The 18,384-nt window shown below is 71.2% G+C and carries 14 protein-coding genes, 2 tRNA genes and 1 riboswitch; of the genes, 5 read left to right on the forward strand and 11 right to left on the reverse strand.

Going from position 1 to position 18,384, the window contains the following annotated elements:
• Position 1 precedes the first annotated feature (1 nt).
• On the forward strand, positions 2–3,703 hold the full coding sequence (gene recB / locus LRM40_RS09070) for an exodeoxyribonuclease V subunit beta (RefSeq protein WP_231067478.1): 3,702 nt from the start codon (positions 2–4) through the stop codon (positions 3,701–3,703).
• Complete coding sequence (gene recD, locus LRM40_RS09075) at positions 3,697–5,799, forward strand: exodeoxyribonuclease V subunit alpha (RefSeq protein WP_151125208.1); 2,103 nt, start codon at positions 3,697–3,699, stop codon at positions 5,797–5,799. Before recB ends, recD begins: the two co-directional genes overlap by 7 nt.
• Here recD and LRM40_RS09080 read toward each other — a convergent pair.
• A complete protein-coding gene (locus LRM40_RS09080; protein ID WP_151125207.1) occupies positions 5,738–6,091 on the reverse strand; it encodes an H-NS histone family protein in 354 nt (117 codons plus the stop codon). The genes recD and LRM40_RS09080 overlap by 62 nt on opposite strands.
• A 66-nt stretch (positions 6,092–6,157) precedes the next feature.
• On the reverse strand, positions 6,158–6,400 hold the full coding sequence (locus tag LRM40_RS09085; protein ID WP_151125211.1) for a hypothetical protein: 243 nt from the start codon (positions 6,398–6,400) through the stop codon (positions 6,158–6,160).
• A gap of 307 nt (positions 6,401–6,707) precedes the next feature.
• Between LRM40_RS09085 and LRM40_RS09090 the strand changes: the two genes are divergently transcribed.
• Genes LRM40_RS09090 through LRM40_RS09100 form a run of 3 tightly spaced genes read left to right on the forward strand, consistent with a single transcriptional unit; the run spans position 6,708 to position 11,353 of the window.
• On the forward strand, positions 6,708–8,414 hold the full coding sequence (locus LRM40_RS09090) for an AMP-binding protein (protein ID WP_151125210.1): 1,707 nt from the start codon (positions 6,708–6,710) through the stop codon (positions 8,412–8,414).
• A gap of 51 nt (positions 8,415–8,465) precedes the next feature.
• On the forward strand, positions 8,466–9,653 hold the full coding sequence (locus tag LRM40_RS09095) for a helix-turn-helix domain-containing protein (RefSeq protein WP_151125206.1): 1,188 nt from the start codon (positions 8,466–8,468) through the stop codon (positions 9,651–9,653).
• Positions 9,650–11,353: an AMP-binding protein gene (locus LRM40_RS09100; RefSeq protein ID WP_231067479.1), complete on the forward strand. Its 1,704-nt coding sequence runs from the start codon at positions 9,650–9,652 to the stop codon at positions 11,351–11,353. The genes LRM40_RS09095 and LRM40_RS09100 overlap by 4 nt, the downstream gene beginning before the upstream one ends.
• 16 nt (positions 11,354–11,369) lie before the next feature.
• Here the strand turns inward: LRM40_RS09100 and LRM40_RS21460 are convergent, their stop codons facing one another.
• The 9 genes from LRM40_RS21460 to LRM40_RS09145 all read right to left on the reverse strand — a co-directional run bounded on the left by LRM40_RS21460 (position 11,370) and on the right by LRM40_RS09145 (position 18,376).
• Positions 11,370–12,680: a protein kinase domain-containing protein gene (locus LRM40_RS21460; protein ID WP_151125205.1), complete on the reverse strand. Its 1,311-nt coding sequence runs from the start codon at positions 12,678–12,680 to the stop codon at positions 11,370–11,372.
• A gap of 25 nt (positions 12,681–12,705) precedes the next feature.
• Positions 12,706–13,050, reverse strand: coding sequence for a zinc ribbon domain-containing protein YjdM (locus LRM40_RS09110; RefSeq protein WP_151125204.1), 345 nt, complete (start codon positions 13,048–13,050; stop codon positions 12,706–12,708).
• Between the two features lie 83 nt (positions 13,051–13,133).
• A tRNA-Asn gene (locus tag LRM40_RS09115) sits at positions 13,134–13,209 on the reverse strand.
• Positions 13,210–13,291: 82 nt separating this feature from the next.
• A tRNA-Asn gene (locus LRM40_RS09120) sits at positions 13,292–13,367 on the reverse strand.
• Positions 13,368–13,404: 37 nt separating this feature from the next.
• Positions 13,405–15,570: a TonB-dependent siderophore receptor gene (locus tag LRM40_RS09125; RefSeq protein ID WP_151125203.1), complete on the reverse strand. Its 2,166-nt coding sequence runs from the start codon at positions 15,568–15,570 to the stop codon at positions 13,405–13,407.
• Positions 15,571–15,635: 65 nt separating this feature from the next.
• Positions 15,636–15,740: riboswitch (TPP riboswitch) on the reverse strand.
• 138 nt (positions 15,741–15,878) lie between these two features.
• A complete protein-coding gene (gene fdxA, locus LRM40_RS09130) occupies positions 15,879–16,202 on the reverse strand; it encodes a ferredoxin FdxA (protein ID WP_151125202.1) in 324 nt (107 codons plus the stop codon).
• A gap of 137 nt (positions 16,203–16,339) precedes the next feature.
• Positions 16,340–17,074, reverse strand: coding sequence for a uroporphyrinogen-III C-methyltransferase (gene cobA, locus LRM40_RS09135; protein ID WP_151125201.1), 735 nt, complete (start codon positions 17,072–17,074; stop codon positions 16,340–16,342).
• A 21-nt stretch (positions 17,075–17,095) separates the two neighbouring features.
• Positions 17,096–17,890 carry a phosphoadenylyl-sulfate reductase gene (locus LRM40_RS09140; protein WP_151125200.1) on the reverse strand — a complete coding sequence of 265 codons (795 nt, stop codon included), beginning with the start codon at positions 17,888–17,890 and terminating at the stop codon, positions 17,096–17,098.
• A gap of 12 nt (positions 17,891–17,902) precedes the next feature.
• Complete coding sequence (locus LRM40_RS09145) at positions 17,903–18,376, reverse strand: DUF934 domain-containing protein (RefSeq protein ID WP_151125199.1); 474 nt, start codon at positions 18,374–18,376, stop codon at positions 17,903–17,905.
• Between the last annotated feature and the right edge of the window lie 8 nt (positions 18,377–18,384).

Genomic DNA, 18,384 nt, shown 5'->3' on the forward strand with positions numbered 1-18,384 from the left:
GATGAGCGAACCCACCAGCCAACGCCTGGACCCTTTGAATTTTCCGTTGCACGGCAGCCAGCTGATCGAGGCCAGCGCCGGCACCGGCAAGACCTGGACCATCGCCGCGCTCTACCTGCGCCTGGTGCTGGGCCATGGCGGCGAACAGGCCTGCCCGCGCGGGCCGCTGCGGCCCGACCAGATCCTGGTCATGACCTTCACCCGCGTGGCCACGCGCGAGCTGTCGGACCGCATCCGCGCCCGCCTGCTGGAGGCCGCCCAGGTCTTCCGCGCCGGGCCGCAGGCCCTGCCTGAAGGCGACGAGTTCCTTGCCGCGCTGCTGGCGTCCTGCCCCGGCGAGACCGAACGGCAGCAGGCCGCCTGGCGCCTGGCCCTGGCGGCCGAGGGCATGGACGACGCCGCCATCCACACCATCGACGCCTGGTGCCAGCGCATGCTGCGCGAGCACGCCTTCGACAGCGGCCAGCTGTTCGAGGAAGAACTGGTGCCCGACGAGGCCCAGCTGCTGACCCAGGCCGCCCACGACCACTGGCGCCAGCAGGTCTACCCACTGCGCGGCGAACTGCTGGACGAGGTGCTGGCCCTGTGGCCCGATGTGACGGCCCTGCAGGCCGATGCCGCGGCCCTGCTGGACCTGCCGCGGCCGGCCACGGCCGGGCAGGGGCGGCTGGCCGAGGTGGTGCAGCAGGCCCGCCAGGCCCGCGCCGACGCCCTGGCCCGGCTGCGTGCCGGCTGGGCCGAGCGGGCCGAGGACCTGCGCGCCTGGCTGCTGGACCAGGTGGCCGACAAGGGCGCCTGGAACGGCGCCAAGCTCAAGCCGGCCAACTTCGGCAAATGGTTGGACAGCCTGGCGGCCTGGGGCCGCGGCGGGCCGGACGCCCCCGACCAGCCTGACCTGAAAACCGGCTGGACCCGCCTGACCGTGGCCGGCCTGGTGGACGCCCGCAAGCCCGGCCTGCCCCCGCCGGACTGGCCCCCCGCGCTGGCCGAACTGGAGGCTTTGCCCGCGGCCCTGGCCGGCCTGCCGTCGGTGCGCGACACCCTGCGCCTGCATGCCGCGGCCCGCATCGCCGCGCGCCTGGCCCAGCTCAAGCGCCAGGCCGCCCAGTTCGGCTTTGCCGACCTGCAGCAGCGCCTGCTGCAGGCCCTGGACGGCCCGCGTGGCGAGGCGCTGCGCCAACGCATCGTGGGCCAGACCCCGGTGGCCCTGATCGACGAATTCCAGGACACCTCGGCCCTGCAGTACGCGCTGTTCGACCGGCTCTACCGCGTGGCGGACAACGCGCCCGACACCGCGCTGCTGCTGATCGGCGACCCCAAGCAATCCATCTACCGCTTCCGGGGTGCGGACATCGGCAGCTACTTGCGGGCCCGTCAGGCCACCGAGGGCCGGCACCACATGCTGGGCACCAACTTCCGCTCCACCCAGGCCCTGGTGGCCGCGGTCAACCACGGCTTCGCCCAGGCCGAGGCCCGGCCGGGGGAGGGCGCTTTCGGCTACCGCAGCGCGGCCGGCAACCCGGTGCCCTTCGAGCCCGTGGGCGCCCGGGGCCGGGCCGAACGCTTGGTGCATGACGGCGAGGGGGTGCCGGCGCTGACCCTGGTGCACGACCTGGTCCCGCGCGCCTTCGAGCAGCACCTGCGCCCCATGGCCGAGCGCTGCGCCGAGCAGATCGTGCAATGGCTCAACGGGCCGCAGACGGGCTTCGAGCGCACCGGTCAGGGCGTACAGCGCCTGCGCCCGGCCGACATCGCGGTGCTGGTGCGCAGCGGGCGCGAGGCGCGGGCCGTGCGGGCCGCGCTGCGCCGCCGGCAGGTGGCCTCGGTGTACCTGTCTGACCGCGAATCGGTGCTGGCCAGCGACGAGGCTGCCGACCTGCTGCGCTGGCTGCAGGCCGTGGCCCAACCGCAGGACACCCGGCTGGTGCGCGCCGCCCTGGCCACCCGCACGCTGGGCCTGCCGCTGGGCACCTTGCAGCAGCTGGCCGACGACGACGAGGCCTTCGACCCCTACGCTGAGCTGATGCGACAGCTGCAGGCCCTGTGGCAGGCGCAGGGCGTGCTGCCCCTGGTGCGCCAGACGGTGCACCGCCTGGACCTGGGCGCCCGCTGGCTGGGCCAGCCCGAGGGCGAGCGTCGCCTGACCAACCTGCTGCACCTGGCCGAGCTGCTGCAGGCCCAGAGTGCGCGGCTGGAGGGCGAGCAGGCCCTGATCCGCTGGCTGGCCGAGGCCATCGACGACGCCCGGCAGGGCCGTGGCGGTGGCGGCGACGAACAGATCGTGCGCCTGGAAAGCGATGCCGACCTGGTGCAGGTCATCACCGTGCACAAGAGCAAGGGCCTGGAGTACCCGGTGGTCTGCCTGCCCTTTGCCACCAGCCTGCGCCTGGCCGACCGGCGCAGCACACCCTTCGTGCTGCGCGAGGACGCGGCCGGCCAGCCCCGCCTGGTGTTGGCCCCGGATGACGAAGACCTGGCCTGGGCCGAGCGCGAGCGCCTGCGCGAGGACCTGCGCCTGTTCTATGTGGCCCTGACCCGGGCCCGCCATGCCCTGTGGCTGGGCTTCACCGCGCTGACCATCGGCAACAGCCCGGCCTGCCAGACCCACCGCAGCGCGGCCGGCTGGCTGCTGGCCGGCCCCGAGGCCACCACGCCCGAGGCCCTGGCCCAGGCGCTGGCCGGCTGGGCCGCCGGCTGCCCGGACATCGCCCTGCAGCCGGCTGGCCCGGCGGTGGGCCTGACCCCGCTGGCCCCGCGCGAGACACCGCTGCCCCTGGCCGAGGCCCCGGTCTACGCCGGCCAGTTCGACCGCCGCTGGGGCATCGGCAGCTTTTCGGCCCTGGTGCGCGACCTGGGCGGCGTGCCCAGCCTGGGCGTCACCCAGGCCCCGCGGCCGGCCGACGATGAGCCCGACGCCGACCCGGCGCCCGGCGCCATGCCGCGCGCCGCCGTGGCGGAAGGCGCGCCGGCCTGGCACCGCTTCGAACGCGGGGCCCTGGCGGGCAACTTCCTGCACGACCAGCTGGAATGGCTGGCCCAGGAGGGCTTTGCCCGCGCCGACGATCCGATGGTGGCCGAGGCCCTGGCCCGCCGCATCAGCCGCACCGGCCGTGAGGCGGCCGCGCCGGACGTGGTGCACTGGCTGCAGCGCCTGCTGCGCACGCCGCTGCCGGGCCTGGGTGCGCCGCTGGCCGAGCTGCAGCGCCTGCTGCCCGAGATGGAGTTCTGGCTGCCGGCAGAGAAGCTGCCGGTGGCCGAGCTGGACGCGCTGTGCCAAGCCCACCTGCTGCCCGGCCAGCCCCGCCCGGCCCTGACCGCGCGGGAGCTGCACGGCATGCTGATGGGCTTTGCCGACCTGGTGTTCGAGCACGATGGCCGCTACTGGGTGCTGGACTACAAGAGCAACCAACTGGGGCCCGACGGCCGCGCCTACAGCCCCGAGGCGCTGGACGCGGCCATGCTGCACCACCGCTACGACGTGCAGGCCGCGCTCTACCTGCTGGCCCTGCACCGCCTGCTGCGCGCCCGCCTGGGCCAGGCCTACCGGCCCGAGGCCCAGCTGGGCGGCGCGCTCTACCTCTTCCTGCGCGGCATCGACGGGCCGACCCGCGGCACCGTGCACCTGCCGCCGCCCCTGGCCCTGCTGGACGCCCTGGATGCCTGGCTGGGCGGGCCCCAGGGCGTGGAGGCCACGACATGCTGAGCAACGACCTGACGCGATCGCTCTTCGACGACGATGAAGGGGCGCAGGCCACGCCGCCTGGCCTGGTCACCGGCCCCGCCGATACCCTGGCCACGCTGCGCCAGTGGGTGGCTGCGGGCTGGCTGCGCCGGCTCGATGGCGCCCTGGCGGCCCTGCTGGCCGAGCTGGACCCCGACGCCCCGCCCGCGCTGCTGCTTTGCGCCGCCGCCCTGGCCCATCTGGAAGGGCATGGCCACACCGGCCTGGACCTGCGCGAGCTGATGGCCCAGCCGTCCCGCCTGCTGGCCTGGCCCACCGAGGGCCTGGCGGCCTGGGATGCCGCCTGGGACACGGCCTGGCAAGCCCGAGGGACCGCGGCCTCGCTGGTCGCGCTGCAGCAGCAGCTGACCCGCAGCACCACGGTGCGGGCCACCGAGGCCGCGCCCGACACCGGCCAACCGCTGGTGCTGGAAGGCGAGATGCTCTACCTGCGGCGCTATTGGCACCACGAACGGGCGGTGGCCGAGGCGGTGCGCCAGCGCTGCGGTGATGCGTCGGCCCAGGCGCTGCAGCCCGGCGCGCTGGCCCAGGCGCGGGCCTGGCTGGACCGCCTGTTCCCGCCCCGCAAGGGCGTGGACTGGCAGAAGGCCGCCTGCGCCCTGGCCCTGCGCGGCCGGCTGACCGTGATCACCGGCGGGCCGGGCACCGGCAAAACCTACACCGCCGCCCGGTTGCTGGCCCTGCTGCTGGCCCAGGCGCCGGACCCGACCCAGCTGCGCGTGGCCCTGGCCGCGCCCACCGGCAAGGCCGCGGCCCGGCTCAAGCAGGCCATCGACAGCGCCCTGGGGCAGCTGGAAGCCGGCCTGGACGGGCTGCTCGACCTGCGGGGCCTGACCGAGCGCATCGGCGCCGCGCGCACCCTGCACGCGCTGCTGGGCGCCAGGCCGGACAGGCGCGCCTTCCGCCACGATGCCCGCCATCCGCTGGAGCTGGACGTGCTGATCGTGGACGAGGCCTCCATGGTCCACCTGGAGATGATGGCCGCCGTGCTGGCCGCGCTGCCGCCCGGCGCCCGGCTGGTGCTGCTGGGCGACAAGGACCAGCTGGCGTCGGTCGAGGCCGGGGCGGTGCTGGGCGACCTGTGCCGCGATGCGGTGGCCGGCCGTTACGACGCGGCCACCCGCGCCCACCTGGCCGCCAGCGCCGGCGTGCAGCTGCCGGCCGAGTACGCCGACGATGCCGGCCCGCGCCTGGCCCAGCACACCGTGATGCTGCGGGAGAGCCGGCGCTTCGGCGGCGCCATCGGCCAGCTGGCCCAGGCCGTCAACGCCGGGGACCGTGCGGCCGTGCAGACCTTGCTGACCACGCGCCCCCGGGCCGAGGACCCGGCGATCCGCGCCCTGCAGGGCGGGCAGCCCGAGGCGCTGCTGTCATTGGCCTGTGCCGGCCGGGACGGCGCGCCCGGGGGCTATGGCGCCTATGTGGCCCTGTTGAAGGATCGGCCCGCCCCCGGTGAGGGCGAGCCGGCACAGCGGGCGCATGAAGACTGGGTGCGCCGGGTGCTCACGGCCTTCGACCGCTTTCGCCTGCTGTGCGCCGTGCGCGACGGGGCCTGGGGCACCGAAGCCCTGAACCGCGCCGTGCCCCAGGCCCTGGCCCGCCTGGGCCTGCGTCCGCAAGGCGAGTGGTACATGGGCCGGCCGGTGATGGTCACCCGCAACGACCCCGCCCTGGGCGTGTTCAACGGCGACATCGGCATGGTGCTGCCGGGGGCGCGCAGCGAGGCGTTGCGCGCCTGGTTCCTGGATGGGCAGACGCTGCGCTCGGTGGGCGTGGGCCGTCTGGCCCATGTCGAGACGGCATTCGCCATGACGGTGCACAAGAGCCAGGGTTCGGAGTTCTGGCACACCGTTCTGGTGCTGCCCGAGCAGGCCGGCTCGCTGCTGAGCCGCGAACTGGTCTACACCGGCATCACCCGCGCCCGCGAGGCCTTCACGCTGGTGACGGCCCGCGCCGGGGCCCTGGAGGAGGCGGTGCAGCAGCCGACCCGGCGGGTCAGTGGTCTGCTTCGGATGCTGGACCCGGGCGCAGCTCGTCCAGGCGATAGCCTTCCTTGAGCAGGGCGCTGCGCAACCAGTCGGGGTGAGGGCCGTCACCGTCCCAGGTGTCGCCGGTGACGGGGTGGCGGTACTTGACCGGGCGGGGGAGGGCGGCGGGCGGGGGCAGGTCCGGCGTCTCGCCTTCCAGATCGGCCACCGTGATGCCCCAGTACTCCATCAAGGCCCCGATGCGCGCGATGACGGCGGCCCGTTCACGCCGGGAGAGCGGCTGCTGAAGCAGATCTGCCGTCGGCAGTGCGGCGTCCGGATCAGGCTGGTCGCTGGGCGGATGCGATTCGGCGTCGTGCATGGGGGCTGGAATTCACCAACAAAAAACGGCGCACCGCCGGGACAGCGGTGCGCCGCAGAGGCGAAATCAGGATTTGCTGGCAGCCAGCGTGGCTTCGAGCTCTTTGCAGGAAGGCGCACACACGGCTTGGGATTTGCCGAGCAGCTTGCGGGATTTCAGCTGGGCTCGGGGGCGATGCTTGCCACACAGGAAACACGACATCGTGGCGGCGCCGAAGGCACCTGTCGCGGAGAAGGGAGAGCCCGCCACTTTCGAGCGGTAACGCAGACCACCGGCGTCGATGGCGGTCTTGGGATCGTCCTTGGCCAGAATACGCTCCTCAAACGAAAAAGTTCAACAACCGGTTTTGCAGGCAAACCACCTTGTGGGTGGCCATGTCTGCTTCGATAACCTCTTATTATCGCTCAGCTGCACAAATCGGGCCAGCTTTTCCGCCCGGTGAATACCCGCGAGCTGGGGACGGCGTGTCCGATTCACGCGGCCCCTTGACCTGAAGCAGGACCTCGGTGTTCCGCGCCGGAACACCTGCGCATCCGGGCTTCTCCCAGGCTTCCGGCCTGCGGCGGTGCTGCCTAAGCTGGACAGCATCATCTTCTACGCCGCCGAGCCCGCTGCCATGAGCGACAACGCCGCCACGCAGGCCTTTCTCCAGGCCCGCCAATTTCTGCAGAACCACCGCGAGGATTACGCCACCGCCTACGCCGGCTTTCAGTGGCCGGTGCTGGACCGCTTCAACTGGGCCCTGGACTATTTCGATGTGATGGCGCGTGGCAACAATGCGCCGGCCCTGTGGATCGTCGAGGAGGATGGTCGGGAAGAGAAGCTCAGCTTCGCCCAATTGTCGCAGCGCTCCAGTCAGGCGGCCAACTGGCTGCGCGCGCAAGGTGTGCAGCGCGGCGACCGCGTGCTGCTGATGCTGGCCAACGAACGTCCGCTGTGGGAGGCCATGCTGGGCCTGATCAAGCTCGGCGCGGTGATGATCCCGGCTACCACCCTGCTGGTGGGGGACGACCTGCGCGACCGTTTCGACCGCGGTGACGTCAAGCACGTGATCGTCGGCCACGCCCATGCCGGCAAGTTCGACGAGATGCCCGGCCAGTACACCCGCATCGTGGTGGGCGCCGACGTGGCTGGTTGGCAGCGCTTCGAGCAGGCTTACGAGGCCTCGGCGGATTTCACGCCCGAAGGCCAGACCCTGGCCAGCGACCCGCTGCTGCTGTACTTCACCTCGGGCACCACGTCCAAGCCCAAGCTGGTGCTGCACAGCCACCAGAGCTATCCGGTGGGGCATCTGTCGACCATGTATTGGATCGGCCTGAAGCCGGGCGACATCCACCTGAACATCTCCTCGCCGGGCTGGGCCAAGCATGCCTGGAGCTGCTTCTTCGCGCCCTGGAATGCCGGGGCCTGCGTGTTCATCTACAACTACAGTCGCTTCCAGGCGCCGGCCCTGCTGGACGTGCTGCAGGCCAAGGGCGTGACCTCGCTGTGCGCCCCGCCCACCGTCTGGCGCATGCTGATCCAGCAGGACCTGGCGGCCTGGAAGGTGAGCCTGCGCGAACTGGTGGGCGCGGGCGAGCCGCTCAACCCGGAGGTGATCGAACAGGTGCGCCGGGCCTGGGGCCTGACCATCCGCGATGGCTTCGGCCAGTCGGAGACCACCTGCCAGATCGGCAACACCCCCGGCCAACCGGTGAAGGAAGGCAGCATGGGCCGGCCGCTGCCGGGCTACAAGGTGGTGCTGCTGGACATCGACGACCAGGCGGTGGAAGAGGGTGAGGTGAGCCTGGAACTGGGCGACGCGCGGCCCCTGGGCCTGATGCTGGGCTATGCAGGCGACCCGGAGAAGACCGAGCAGGTGATGCGCAACGGCCGCTACCGCACCGGCGATGTGGCCCAGCGCGATGCCCAGGGCTACATCACCTACGTGGGTCGGGCCGACGACGTGTTCAAGTCCTCGGACTACCGGCTCAGCCCCTTCGAGCTGGAGTCGGTGCTGATCGAGCATCCGGACGTGGTCGAGGCCGCGGTCATTCCCAGCCCGGACCCGCTGCGCCTGTCGGTGCCCAAGGCGGTCATCGTGCTGCGCGACGGCGTGGAGGAGGGGCCGGAGGCGGCGCTGTCGATTTTCAGCTTCTGCCGCGAGCATCTGGCGCCGTACAAGCGCATCCGGCGCATCGAATTCGCCACCTTGCCCAAGACCATCTCCGGCAAGATCCAGCGCGCGGTGCTGCGCAAGGGCGAGGCCCAGCGCGTGGCCGAGGGGCAACGCGGCGAGCGCGAGTACTGGGAGGAGGATTTCCCCGCATTGGCGAAACGCTGACAGCCGTTAGGCTGGCGGCCGTGCTTGCCGCAGTGCAGCACGTGCCTGTCCATGTCCGTTCCGCCTTCCTGTGCCCAGGGCCTCACCGCCGGCCCCTTCTTCTCCACCCCCGAGCAACGCCTGGCGCTGGCGCGCGAGCGCTTTTTCGGGGCCGGCGAGCGTCCGACCGGGCTGGTGCCGGAACCGGTGCTGGCGTCCTGGGGCCGCTGCCGGGGCGCGGGCCTGGATCCGGCCCGCTGGCCCGGGATGTCGCTGCTGAGTGCCCTTCGGCTGGACAGTGCGCGGCGCCAGGCCCGGGCACTGTGTCAGGCCGCCGAAGGCCCCTTGCGGGAACTGGCCACTGCCTTGCAGGCCAGCCCTGCGGCCATCGGCCTGACCGATGGTCACGGGGTGGTGCTGGACACCGCCGGCAGCGCCCAGCCGCTGTCGCCCCAGAGCGCCGATGTGGGCTTGAGGGCCGGGGCCGAGTGGTCCGAAAGCGCGCTGGGCACCAATGCGGTGGCGCTGGCCCTGGCGCAGGGCAGTGCCGGCCAGGTGCGTCGTGGTGAACACTTCTACGAAGCCTGGGGGGCCTGCCACGACGCGGCGGCGCCGGTGCTGGATGTCGGCGGGCAGGTGGTGGGCACGGTGCTGCTGATGACCCAGGCGCCGGCCTTCGGCTTCGACCCGGTGGCCGTGGTGAGCCAGTACGCCTCGGCCATCGAGAACCAGTTGCTGTGCCAGCAGGCCGATGTCGACGCCTTGCTGGAGTTCCAGACCTCACCGGACCTGCTGGGCACGCCGCTGGCGGCGCTGCTGGGGGTGGATGCGCGGGGGCAGATCCTCTGGCTCAACGGGGTCGCGCGGCGCCTGACCGGCTGGGAGGGCGGGCCGCTGCCCACGGTGCAGGGCCTGCTGGGTGAGGCGGCCGGCGAGCCGGCCGCCGGGGGCGCGGTTCGCCCCCTGTGCCTGCCCAGCGGCCTCACGGTCTGGCTGCGTGGCAGCCCGCGGGCAGCCGTGCCCGAGGCCGCGCCAGCGTCGCCGGACCCGGAGTTGCCCGGCGACGAGGCCGCACAGGCCTCGCTGCGGCTGGCCGATGCCAGCCGGGCCCTGATCGACCAGACGCTGTCCGCCTGCGGGGGCAACGTCTCGCTGGCGGCCAAGCGGCTGGGCATCTCCCGCGGACGCATCTATCGCCATCTTCAGGCACAGGACAAGACCACCACCGTGCCTGCCACCGCCGAAAGGAATCCTTCGTGAACGCTGACGTGCCGGCGCAAGGGCTGCGGGGCTTTCTGGACGCCCGCCGCTGGTTGCTGGACCACCGCACCGACCTGGCCACGGCCTGTGCGGGCTTCTGCTGGCCGCGGCTGGAACACTTCAACTGGGCGCTGGACTACTTCGACCCGATGGCCCGTGACAACGCGGCCGTGGCCCTGTGGATCGTGGATGCCGCGGGGCAGGACGAGCAGGTGAGCTTCGCCGAGCTGGCGCGTCGCTCCAGCCAGGTGGCCATGTGGCTGCGCGCGCAGGGCATCCAGCGGGGTGACCGGGTGCTGCTGATGCTGGGCAACGAGCGCGCCCTGTGGGAGTCGATGCTGGCCCTGATGAAGCTGGGGGCGGTCATCGTGCCGGCCACGGCCCAGCTGACCCCGCAGGATCTGGCCGACCGCTTCAGCCGGGGCGAGGTGCGGCATGTCATCTGCACGGCCGGCCAGCGCGACAAGTTCGATGCCATCGCCGGGGACTACACCCGCATCGTCGTGGGCCATGCGGCCCCGGGTTGGCGGCCATTCGACGAAGCCAGCACGGCGCCGGCCGAATTCGTTCCACTGGGGCAGACCCAGGCCAGCGACCCGCTGCTGCTGTACTTCACCTCGGGCACCACCAGCCAGCCCAAGCTGGTGGCCCACAGCCACGAGAGCTACCCGGTGGGCCACCTCTCCACCATGTACTGGCTGGGGCTGCGGCCGGGTGACCTGCACCTGAACATCTCCAGCCCGGGCTGGGCCAAGCACGCCTGGAGCACCTTCTTCGCGCCCTGGAACGCCGGGGCCGGCGTGCTGGTGCTCAACCATCCCCGCTTCAGCGCCGAGGCGGTGCTGGAGGTGCTGCGCAGCCGGCCGGTCAGCTCGCTGTGTGCGCCGCCCACGGTCTGGCGCATGCTGCTGCGGACCGGCTTGGGGACGCGGCCGCCCGCACTGGCCGACGTGATGAGCGCCGGCGAGCCCCTGCATCCGGAGCTGATGACCTCGGTGCAGACGGCCTGGGGCCTGTGCCTGCGCGATGGCTACGGGCAGACCGAGACCACCTGCCAGATCGGCAACCCGCCGGGCCGGCCGATCCAGCCGGGCTGCATGGGCTGGCCATTGCCGGGCTACCGCGTGGAGCTGCTGGACAGCAACGACCAGCCTGCCCAGGAAGGGGAGATCAGCCTGCCCCTGGACGCGCCGCTGCCGCCGCTGATGCTGGGCTATGCCCACGAGCCGGAGCGCAATGGCCAGGCCATGCGCGCCGGGCACTACCGCACCGGCGACCTGGCGCGGCGGGATGCCGACGGCGGCTTCTACTACCTCAGCCGGGCCGACGACGTGTTCAAGTCCTCCGACTACCGGATCAGCCCGCCCGAGCTGGAGGCCGTGCTGCTGCAGCATCCTGCCGTGGCCGAGGTGGCCGTGGTGCCCTATCCGGACGACACCCGCCTGGCCTATCCCAAGGCCTATGTGAGCCTGAACCCGGGCTGGGAGGCCGGGGCCCTGCTGGCCCAGGAGTTGATGGCCTTCGGGCGGGAGCGACTGGCCCCTTTCAAGCGGGTGCGGCGGGTGGAGTTCGCACCCTTGCCGCGCACCATCTCCGGCAAGGTGCAGCGGGGGCTGCTGCGGGCCCGGGAACTGGGGCGGGCCGCCTGTGGCGAGCGGGTGGCCGGGGAATTCCGCGAGGAAGATACCGCGGCCGGATGAGCCCGCCTCCAGGCCCTCAGTCCAGGAAGGGACGCAGCGCGGCCGCCACGTCGCGGGCGAGCGGACGCCGATCGGGCACCTGCTGCTGACAGGCCGCGCGCAGGCCGATCAGGGTGGCTGGCGGGGCGCCGTCGCAGCGGGCCAGGCCTTCTTCCAGCAGGTGACCGAATGCCAGCATGTCCAGCCCTTGCACTGCCTCGGCCTGGGCCGCCGGCAGGGCCTGCAGCAGCGACGCGGCCCCGAAATCCCCCAGCCAGGCTTGCCCCGCGCCATCGTGCAGGATGTTGTGGGCGTAGAGGTCCCCGTGGGCCACGCCACGCTCGTGCAGGTGCCGCAGTGCCTCGGCCAGCCCCGCGGCCAGCCGCAGCAGCGCCTGCGGCGTGAAGCGCAGCGCGGGCGCATAGACATCGCGGCTGCAGCTGTCCAGGCTGGGCGGGCCGGCCAGGGGGCTGCAGGCCGGATCCACCAAGGGCATCAGCAGGCCCTCGGCCTGGGTGGGGTGCTCGGTCAGGCGGGCCTCCACCCCGATCAGGCGCGGATGCCGGCCCGCCTGCAGCGAGGCGGCCAGCTCGCTGCTGGGCAGCCCGTCGCTGGTCAGCTCGCCCTTGAAGATCTTCAGGGCCCGCAGCTGTCCCGCGTGGTCGCGCACGCGATGGATCTGGCCCGAGGCGCCCTGGCCCAGCAGTGCCTGCACCTCCAACTGCGGCCAAGGCTGCCGGGGCAGGGGGCTGTGTTGCAGAACCGCCGTTTCGTGCGGGACGGTCAAGGGGTTGCCGCCAAAGGCCAGCCAGGCCAGCCGGGGCAGGCTCAGCAAGAAGTCAGGCAGGGTCTCGAACCGGTTGGCCGCGATGCGCAGCAGGGCCAGTTGCTCGCAGCGGGCCAGGCTGGCGGGCAGGGCGGCGAGGTGGTTGCCCGCCAGGGCCAGTTTCTCCAGCCGCGGGCAGTCGCCCAGGGTGTCGGGCAGGGCGTCGATCTGGTTGTCCGTCAGGATCAGCCAGCGCAGCCGGGGTGGGATCGCGGCCGCGGGGATCTCGCGCAGCCGGTTGCTCTTGAAGGCCACCATCTCCAGCGCCGGGCACTGGCCCAGCACTTCGGGCATGCGCTCGAAGCGGTTGCCCGTGCAGAACAGGACGCGCAGCCGGTGCAGGCGGGGCAGGTCGGCGGGCAGATCCTCCAGCGCATTGCCGCCCAGGTCCAGGATCTCCAGCGTGTCCGCCAGCGCAAAGACCTCGCGTGGCAGTTCGCGCAGCCCCAGCTGGGTCAGGTCCAGGCGCTGGACGCCGTGCAGTCGGCCTGCGCGCAGGGCCTCCAGGGGGGTGTTCGACATGGCCATCGGAAATCGCGGGGCCTGCTCAGACCTTCTTGACGAACTCGGACTTGAGCCCCATCGCACCGATGCCGTCGATCTTGCAGTCGATGTCGTGGTCGCCCTCGGCCAGGCGGATGTTCTTCACCTTGGTGCCGACCTTGACCACCGAGGAGGAGCCCTTGATCTTGAGGTCCTTGATGACGGTGACCGTGTCGCCGTCCTGCAGGACGTTGCCCACGGCGTCGCGGACGACACGGGCCTCGTCGGTGGCCACCGGCTCCGCCCCCGCGGCCGACCACTCGTGGCCGCATTCGGGACAGACCAGCATCGCGCCGTCTTCATAGGTGTAGGCCGATTGGCACTGGGGGCAGGCGGGCAGGGTGCTCATGCGAAGGCTCACGCAAGAAGGGGTGGACCGGGACGGGGCAATGAAGAAGGCCCCACACGCTTGCGCGTGCAGGGCCTTGAATTTGGCTCCCCGACCTGGGCTCGAACCAGGGACCTACGGATTAACAGTCCGGCGCTCTACCGACTGAGCTATCGGGGAATGGTTTCTATGTCAGCCAAGGCATACGGTGGCACCTTGGCGTCTTGAGGATGTCTCGATACAGGACCTAGACACCTGAATTTGGCTCCCCGACCTGGGCTCGAACCAGGGACCTACGGATTAACAGTCCGGCGCTCTACCGACTGAGCTATCGGGGAAGTGAAGCCTCAGATTATAGGCAGAGTTTTGACGTCTTTACAAGCTCGCCTGCAAAGAAATCCGGAAAGTCCGCGGATCGAGCGGGTAGAGATAGACGTGGTCGTACTGGTAGGGGCTCTCCTTCCAGGCCCGCACGCCGAACAGGTTGTCCACGCCGGCACGCAACGTGTAGCGCGTGCCTGACCCTTGCTGCCATTGGTAACGGGCCGCCAGGCCCCAGCTGGTCCAGGCGGGCAGGCTCAGGCTGTTGTCGGGCAGCACCTCGCGCTGACCTTCGTGCAGCACCGAGGCCTGCAGGCTCAGCCCCGGCCAATCGGGCAGGGCGTAGTCCAGCGCGGCACGCAGGGTCTGACGTGGCACATTGGTGGGGGCCAGGCCGTTGAGGCTGGCATCGCCCGAGCCCTCGCGGCGGGCCCGCAGCCACAAGGCGCCGGTGTCCAGCGTCCAGCCGGCCCAGTGGCCCGACAGGCTGGCCTCCAGGCCGCGGTGGTGGTCGTTGCCGTCGGACACCTGGGTGCAGCTGCTGTCGATGTCGCAGCTGCCGGTGTCGCGGGTGGCCGGGCGGTGGATGTCGAAGCCGGTGAGGCTGGCGGCCCAGGTGTCGTCCGCGTACTTCAGGCCCAGCTCGGTCTGCCGGCTCTTGTGGGTGCTGCCCTGGCCCGCGTTGCTGTAGATCGGCAGGTTCGGCACCACCGAGCTCTCGGCGCCCTGGCCCCAGCTGGCGTAGCCCATCAGGGCGGGGGTGAACTGCTGGCTCAGGGCCAGCCACGGCGTGGTGAAGGCCTGCGCGCTGCGGGTGGGTTCGCTGCCATCGGTGTTGACGCTGTCGCGGTGCAGGGTGGTGTGGCGCAGGCCCAGCCACAGGCGGGTGGGTTCGGCCAGCGTCACCACGTCGCGCAGCGTCCACTCCAGGCTGCGTTCGGTGCGGTTGGTGTTGGTGTAGCCGGCCTCCGGCGCGGCGGGCACCTGCACGCTGCCATCGATCTGCCCGACGCCGGCCCAGTTGTAGGCCTGCGGGCCGAAGCGGCCGCGGTAGTCGTTCCACAGCAGGCCGGCGGTCAGATCCTGCGCCAGGCCGAACCACCGGGCGTGGCCCTGCAACTCGGTCTGCACGGCACGGCTGGTGCGGTGCTCGTGCTCGCTGCGGTAGTCGTACAGGTCGAGGCTGCCATCGCTGCAATAGCTCTGGTAGTTGTCCTCGCTGCTGCAGCCGAAGGGGAAGGCGGCGCGGTCGTTGTTGGTCAGGCGCTGCACCATGGCCTGGGTCTGCAGCCGCCAGTCGCGGTCGAGTTGCTCGGTCCAGCGCAGGCTGGCGGTGGTGTCGTCGAAGACCACCGGCAGGGTCCAGGCCTGGTTGTTGAGGTTGATGCGCGGGTTGATGCTGCCGGCCTTGGGCAGCGTGCCGCCCAGCAGGCTGAAGCCGGGCTGGCTGGGCTGGGACTGGTGGCTGTACTCGATCTCGGCCTCCAGCAGCGTGGCAGGCGACACCCGCAGGGTGCCCGCCGCCGCCAGCAACTGGCGGTGGCCCGGGGCGTCGCGCAACTGCGGGTCGAGCTTCTCGACCGAGGCATTGATGCGCAGGCCCGCCTGACCGTCGGCGCCCAGGGTCTGGTCGATGTCCGCCGCGGCCTTCAGGCTGCCGCTCTGGGTGTAGCCCAGGAAGAAGCTCTTCTGGTCGCCCCGCGGACGCTTGACCACGAAGTCCACCATACCGCCGGGGGCGCTGGTGCCGGCCTGGATGCCGCTGGTGCCGCGCAGCAGCTCCACGCGCTCCTTGTTGTCCAGCGAAATGGCGGTTTCGGCATTGATCGGCAGGCCGTCACGCCGGTAGTTGAAGCGGTTGTCCAGTGCATAACCGCGCATGCTGAACGAGGCCCAGTAGCCGGTGGAGTTGTAGGCGTCGCCCAGCCCCGGGTCCAGCCGGGTCAGTTCGTTCAGGGCGGTGATGCCGGCGTCGCTCAGCGTCGCGCTGTCATAACCCTGCGTCTGGAAGGGCGCACGGGCAGCCGGCACCTCGCCAAAGCCGGCCACGCCGGTGCTGGGCCAGGTGGCCCGTTGGCCGGTGACGGTGATGACGCTGGGCGTGGCGTCCGCCACAGCCACGGTCTGGGCGCCGGCCACCGTGCCGATCAGGCCCAGGGCCAGGCACAGCGGCGTGCGAGAGGGGAAGGAGGCAGGAGAACGGGTACGGCAAGCAGCCATCGTGGAACATCCATGTCGATGGCAGAGAGGCAAGTGTCAGGAGAGGCGACACCACACGAACGGTGGCACGCTGAACACGGCTTCCCTGCGCGAGGATTACCTCAATCAGGTTCAAAGGGACTCTCTCAGTCGACCTGCCTTGCGGCAGGCCAACACCCCTAGCGAAGTGGCCGGGTCTTCACACGGCCGACGTGGATTATCTCGCGCCGATCCGGGTGCCACGCTCCCGCGTGGGTCGGCGGAAACAAAAAAGCCCACCGATGGTGGGCTTTTGAGTGCGGTGGCGCCGAGCCATCGGCGCCCGGCGATCAGCGGATGATCTCGCCGATCTTGTTCTTGCGGTCCTTCCATTCCTCGGCGTCGGGCAGCGGAGCCTTGCGCTTGGTGATGCTGGGCCAGGCCTTGGCCAGCTCCGCGTTCAGCGCGATGTAGGCCTGCTGGTCGCCCGGCACGTCCTCCTCGGGCAGGATGGCATTCACCGGGCACTCGGGGATGCAGACGGCGCAGTCGATGCACTCGTCCGGGTCGATGGCCAGGAAGTTGGGGCCTTCGCGGAAGCAATCCACGGGGCAGACATCGACGCAGTCGGTGTACTTGCAACGGACGCAGGCTTCGGTGACGACGTGGGTCATGGGGCGAACTGTGAAGGATGGAAGTGAAAGAGCGCCCCCCGAAAGGAACGCGGGACTGAACACGCCGTGGATCGGCACGCTCAGGCCAACCAATGAATTCTAAATCTTGTCGGCCACGCTGGATTGATGGCAGTCAATCATGCCGGGCTCGTCAGGCCGGATCCCGCAGCCACCGTGGCAGGCGTGGCGCCCACCCCCACGGTGACGACCGCCGGCCGGCCGGCATGCTCCGCCGCCGCCTCGGCCAGCGTACCCACGTTGTGGGTCGACACCCGGGCGTCCGCGCAGCCCGCGCGGGACACCACGCTGACGGCCGTGTCCGACGGCCAGCCGCAGGCCGACAGGCTGTGGGCCAGGGCACCCAGTTGCTGGCCCGCCATGTAGAACACCTCGGTGTCTGCATGATGGCCCGCCTGCAGGGCGTGCTGCAAGGTCATGGCGGTGGTCAGGGCCACGGTCCGTCCCTGGCCGCGCCGCGTCAGCGGGCGCAGGCTCTGCGCAGCGGCCGCGACGGCAGCGGTCACGCCGGGGATCACTTCGCAGGACACGCCCACCCCGGCCAGGGCCTGCAGTTCTTCCTCCAGCCGGCCGAAGATGCTGGGGTCACCGCCCTTGAGCCGGGCCACCTGCCGCCCGGCCAGGGCATGTTCCACCAGCAAGGCATTGATGCGGGCCTGGCCCGTGGCATGGGCGAAGCCACGCTTGCCCACGTCGATCCACTCGGCCTGCGGCGCATGCTCGCGCAGCGCGGGGTCGGTCAGGGCATCGGCCAGCACCACCTGCGCCCGCTGCAGGGCGGCCAGCCCGCGCAGCGTGATCAGGTCGGCGGCACCCGGGCCTGCGCCGATGAAGACGACATGTCCTGAAGGCATCGAGACTCAAGCCAGCGGGACTCAGGCGTGCGCCGGGGCTTCCTTTTGGGCGGCGTCCACCGGGTGGGCCGTGCTGACGTGCAGGCCGCACTCCTTGGCCTTCTCGTCTTCCCACCACCAGCGGCCGGCCCGGAACTCCTCGCCCACCGCGATCGCCCGGGTGCAGGGTGCGCAGCCGATGCTGGGCATGAACTGGTCGTGCAGGTCGTTGTAGGGCACGTCGTGGCTGGCGATGTAGTGCCACACGTCGGCCCAGGTCCAGTCGACCAGCGGGTTGAACTTGGCGCGGCCGTTGGGCTCGATCTCGTGGGCCGGCATGTCCGAGCGGTTCTTGGACTGCTCGTGGCGCAGGCCGGTCACCCAGGCACTGCGGCCTTCCAGCATGCGTCCCAGCGGCTCCAGCTTGCGCACCTGGCAGCAGCCCTTGCGCAACTCCAGGCTCTGGTACATGGCCTTCTCGCCGTTCTTGCGCACGAACTGCACCACGGCTTCCTCGCGGGGGCGATAGACCTCCACCTTCAATCCGTAGCGCTGCTCGATCTTCGGGATCAGGGCCAGGGTTTCGGCGTGCAGGGCACCGGTGTCCAGCGTGCCGATGGCGATCGGGATCTGGTGCCGGGCGATCAGGTCGGTCAGCACCATGTCCTCGGCGCCCAGGCTGTTGGCCAGGACGACATGGCCGGCATGCTGCTCGGCAGCACGCTTGAGCCATTGGATGGCGGCTTCGACGCGAAACTCATGGCCGGTGGTCTTGCGGGCATAGAGCTCGATGGCACTGGCGCGGGCGGCGCCGGGCAACACGGACAGATCGGTCATCTCGTCAACTCTTCAAGCCACTCGGGCGAATTGGGGGCGGGGTTGGTGCACGTCACCCTGGTAGTGGTCGGTCACCAGGGTCAGGGCGTGGCGGGCGCTGGCCTCGTTCTCGCCGGCACGCAGCTGCACGGCGTCGAAACCGGTGCGCGACAGCAGCGGCAGCATGTCGACCAGCACGTCGCCGGTGGCGCGCAGTTCGCCAGCAAAGCGCAGTCGGGCACGCAGCACGCGGGCCTGGCTGTAGGCGCGACCGTCGGTCCACTTGGGAAAGTGCAGGACGATCAGCGCCAGGCGGGGCAGGTCGGCGGTCAGATCCTCCACCTCGTCGGTGTTGGCCAGGGCCAGGCCGACGGGCAGGTCGGACGGCCAGGTGCCGCGCACGGCCTGCCACTGGGTCAGGGTGAGCAGGGCATAGGCCTTGGGCTGGGCCGGCACATCGCCTTCCGGGCGATGCCAGCGGTCTTGGGACGCTTGGATGAATTGCATGGCGGTCC

This window comes from Ideonella dechloratans, assembly GCF_021049305.1.
GTDB lineage: Bacteria > Pseudomonadota > Gammaproteobacteria > Burkholderiales > Burkholderiaceae_C > Ideonella > Ideonella dechloratans.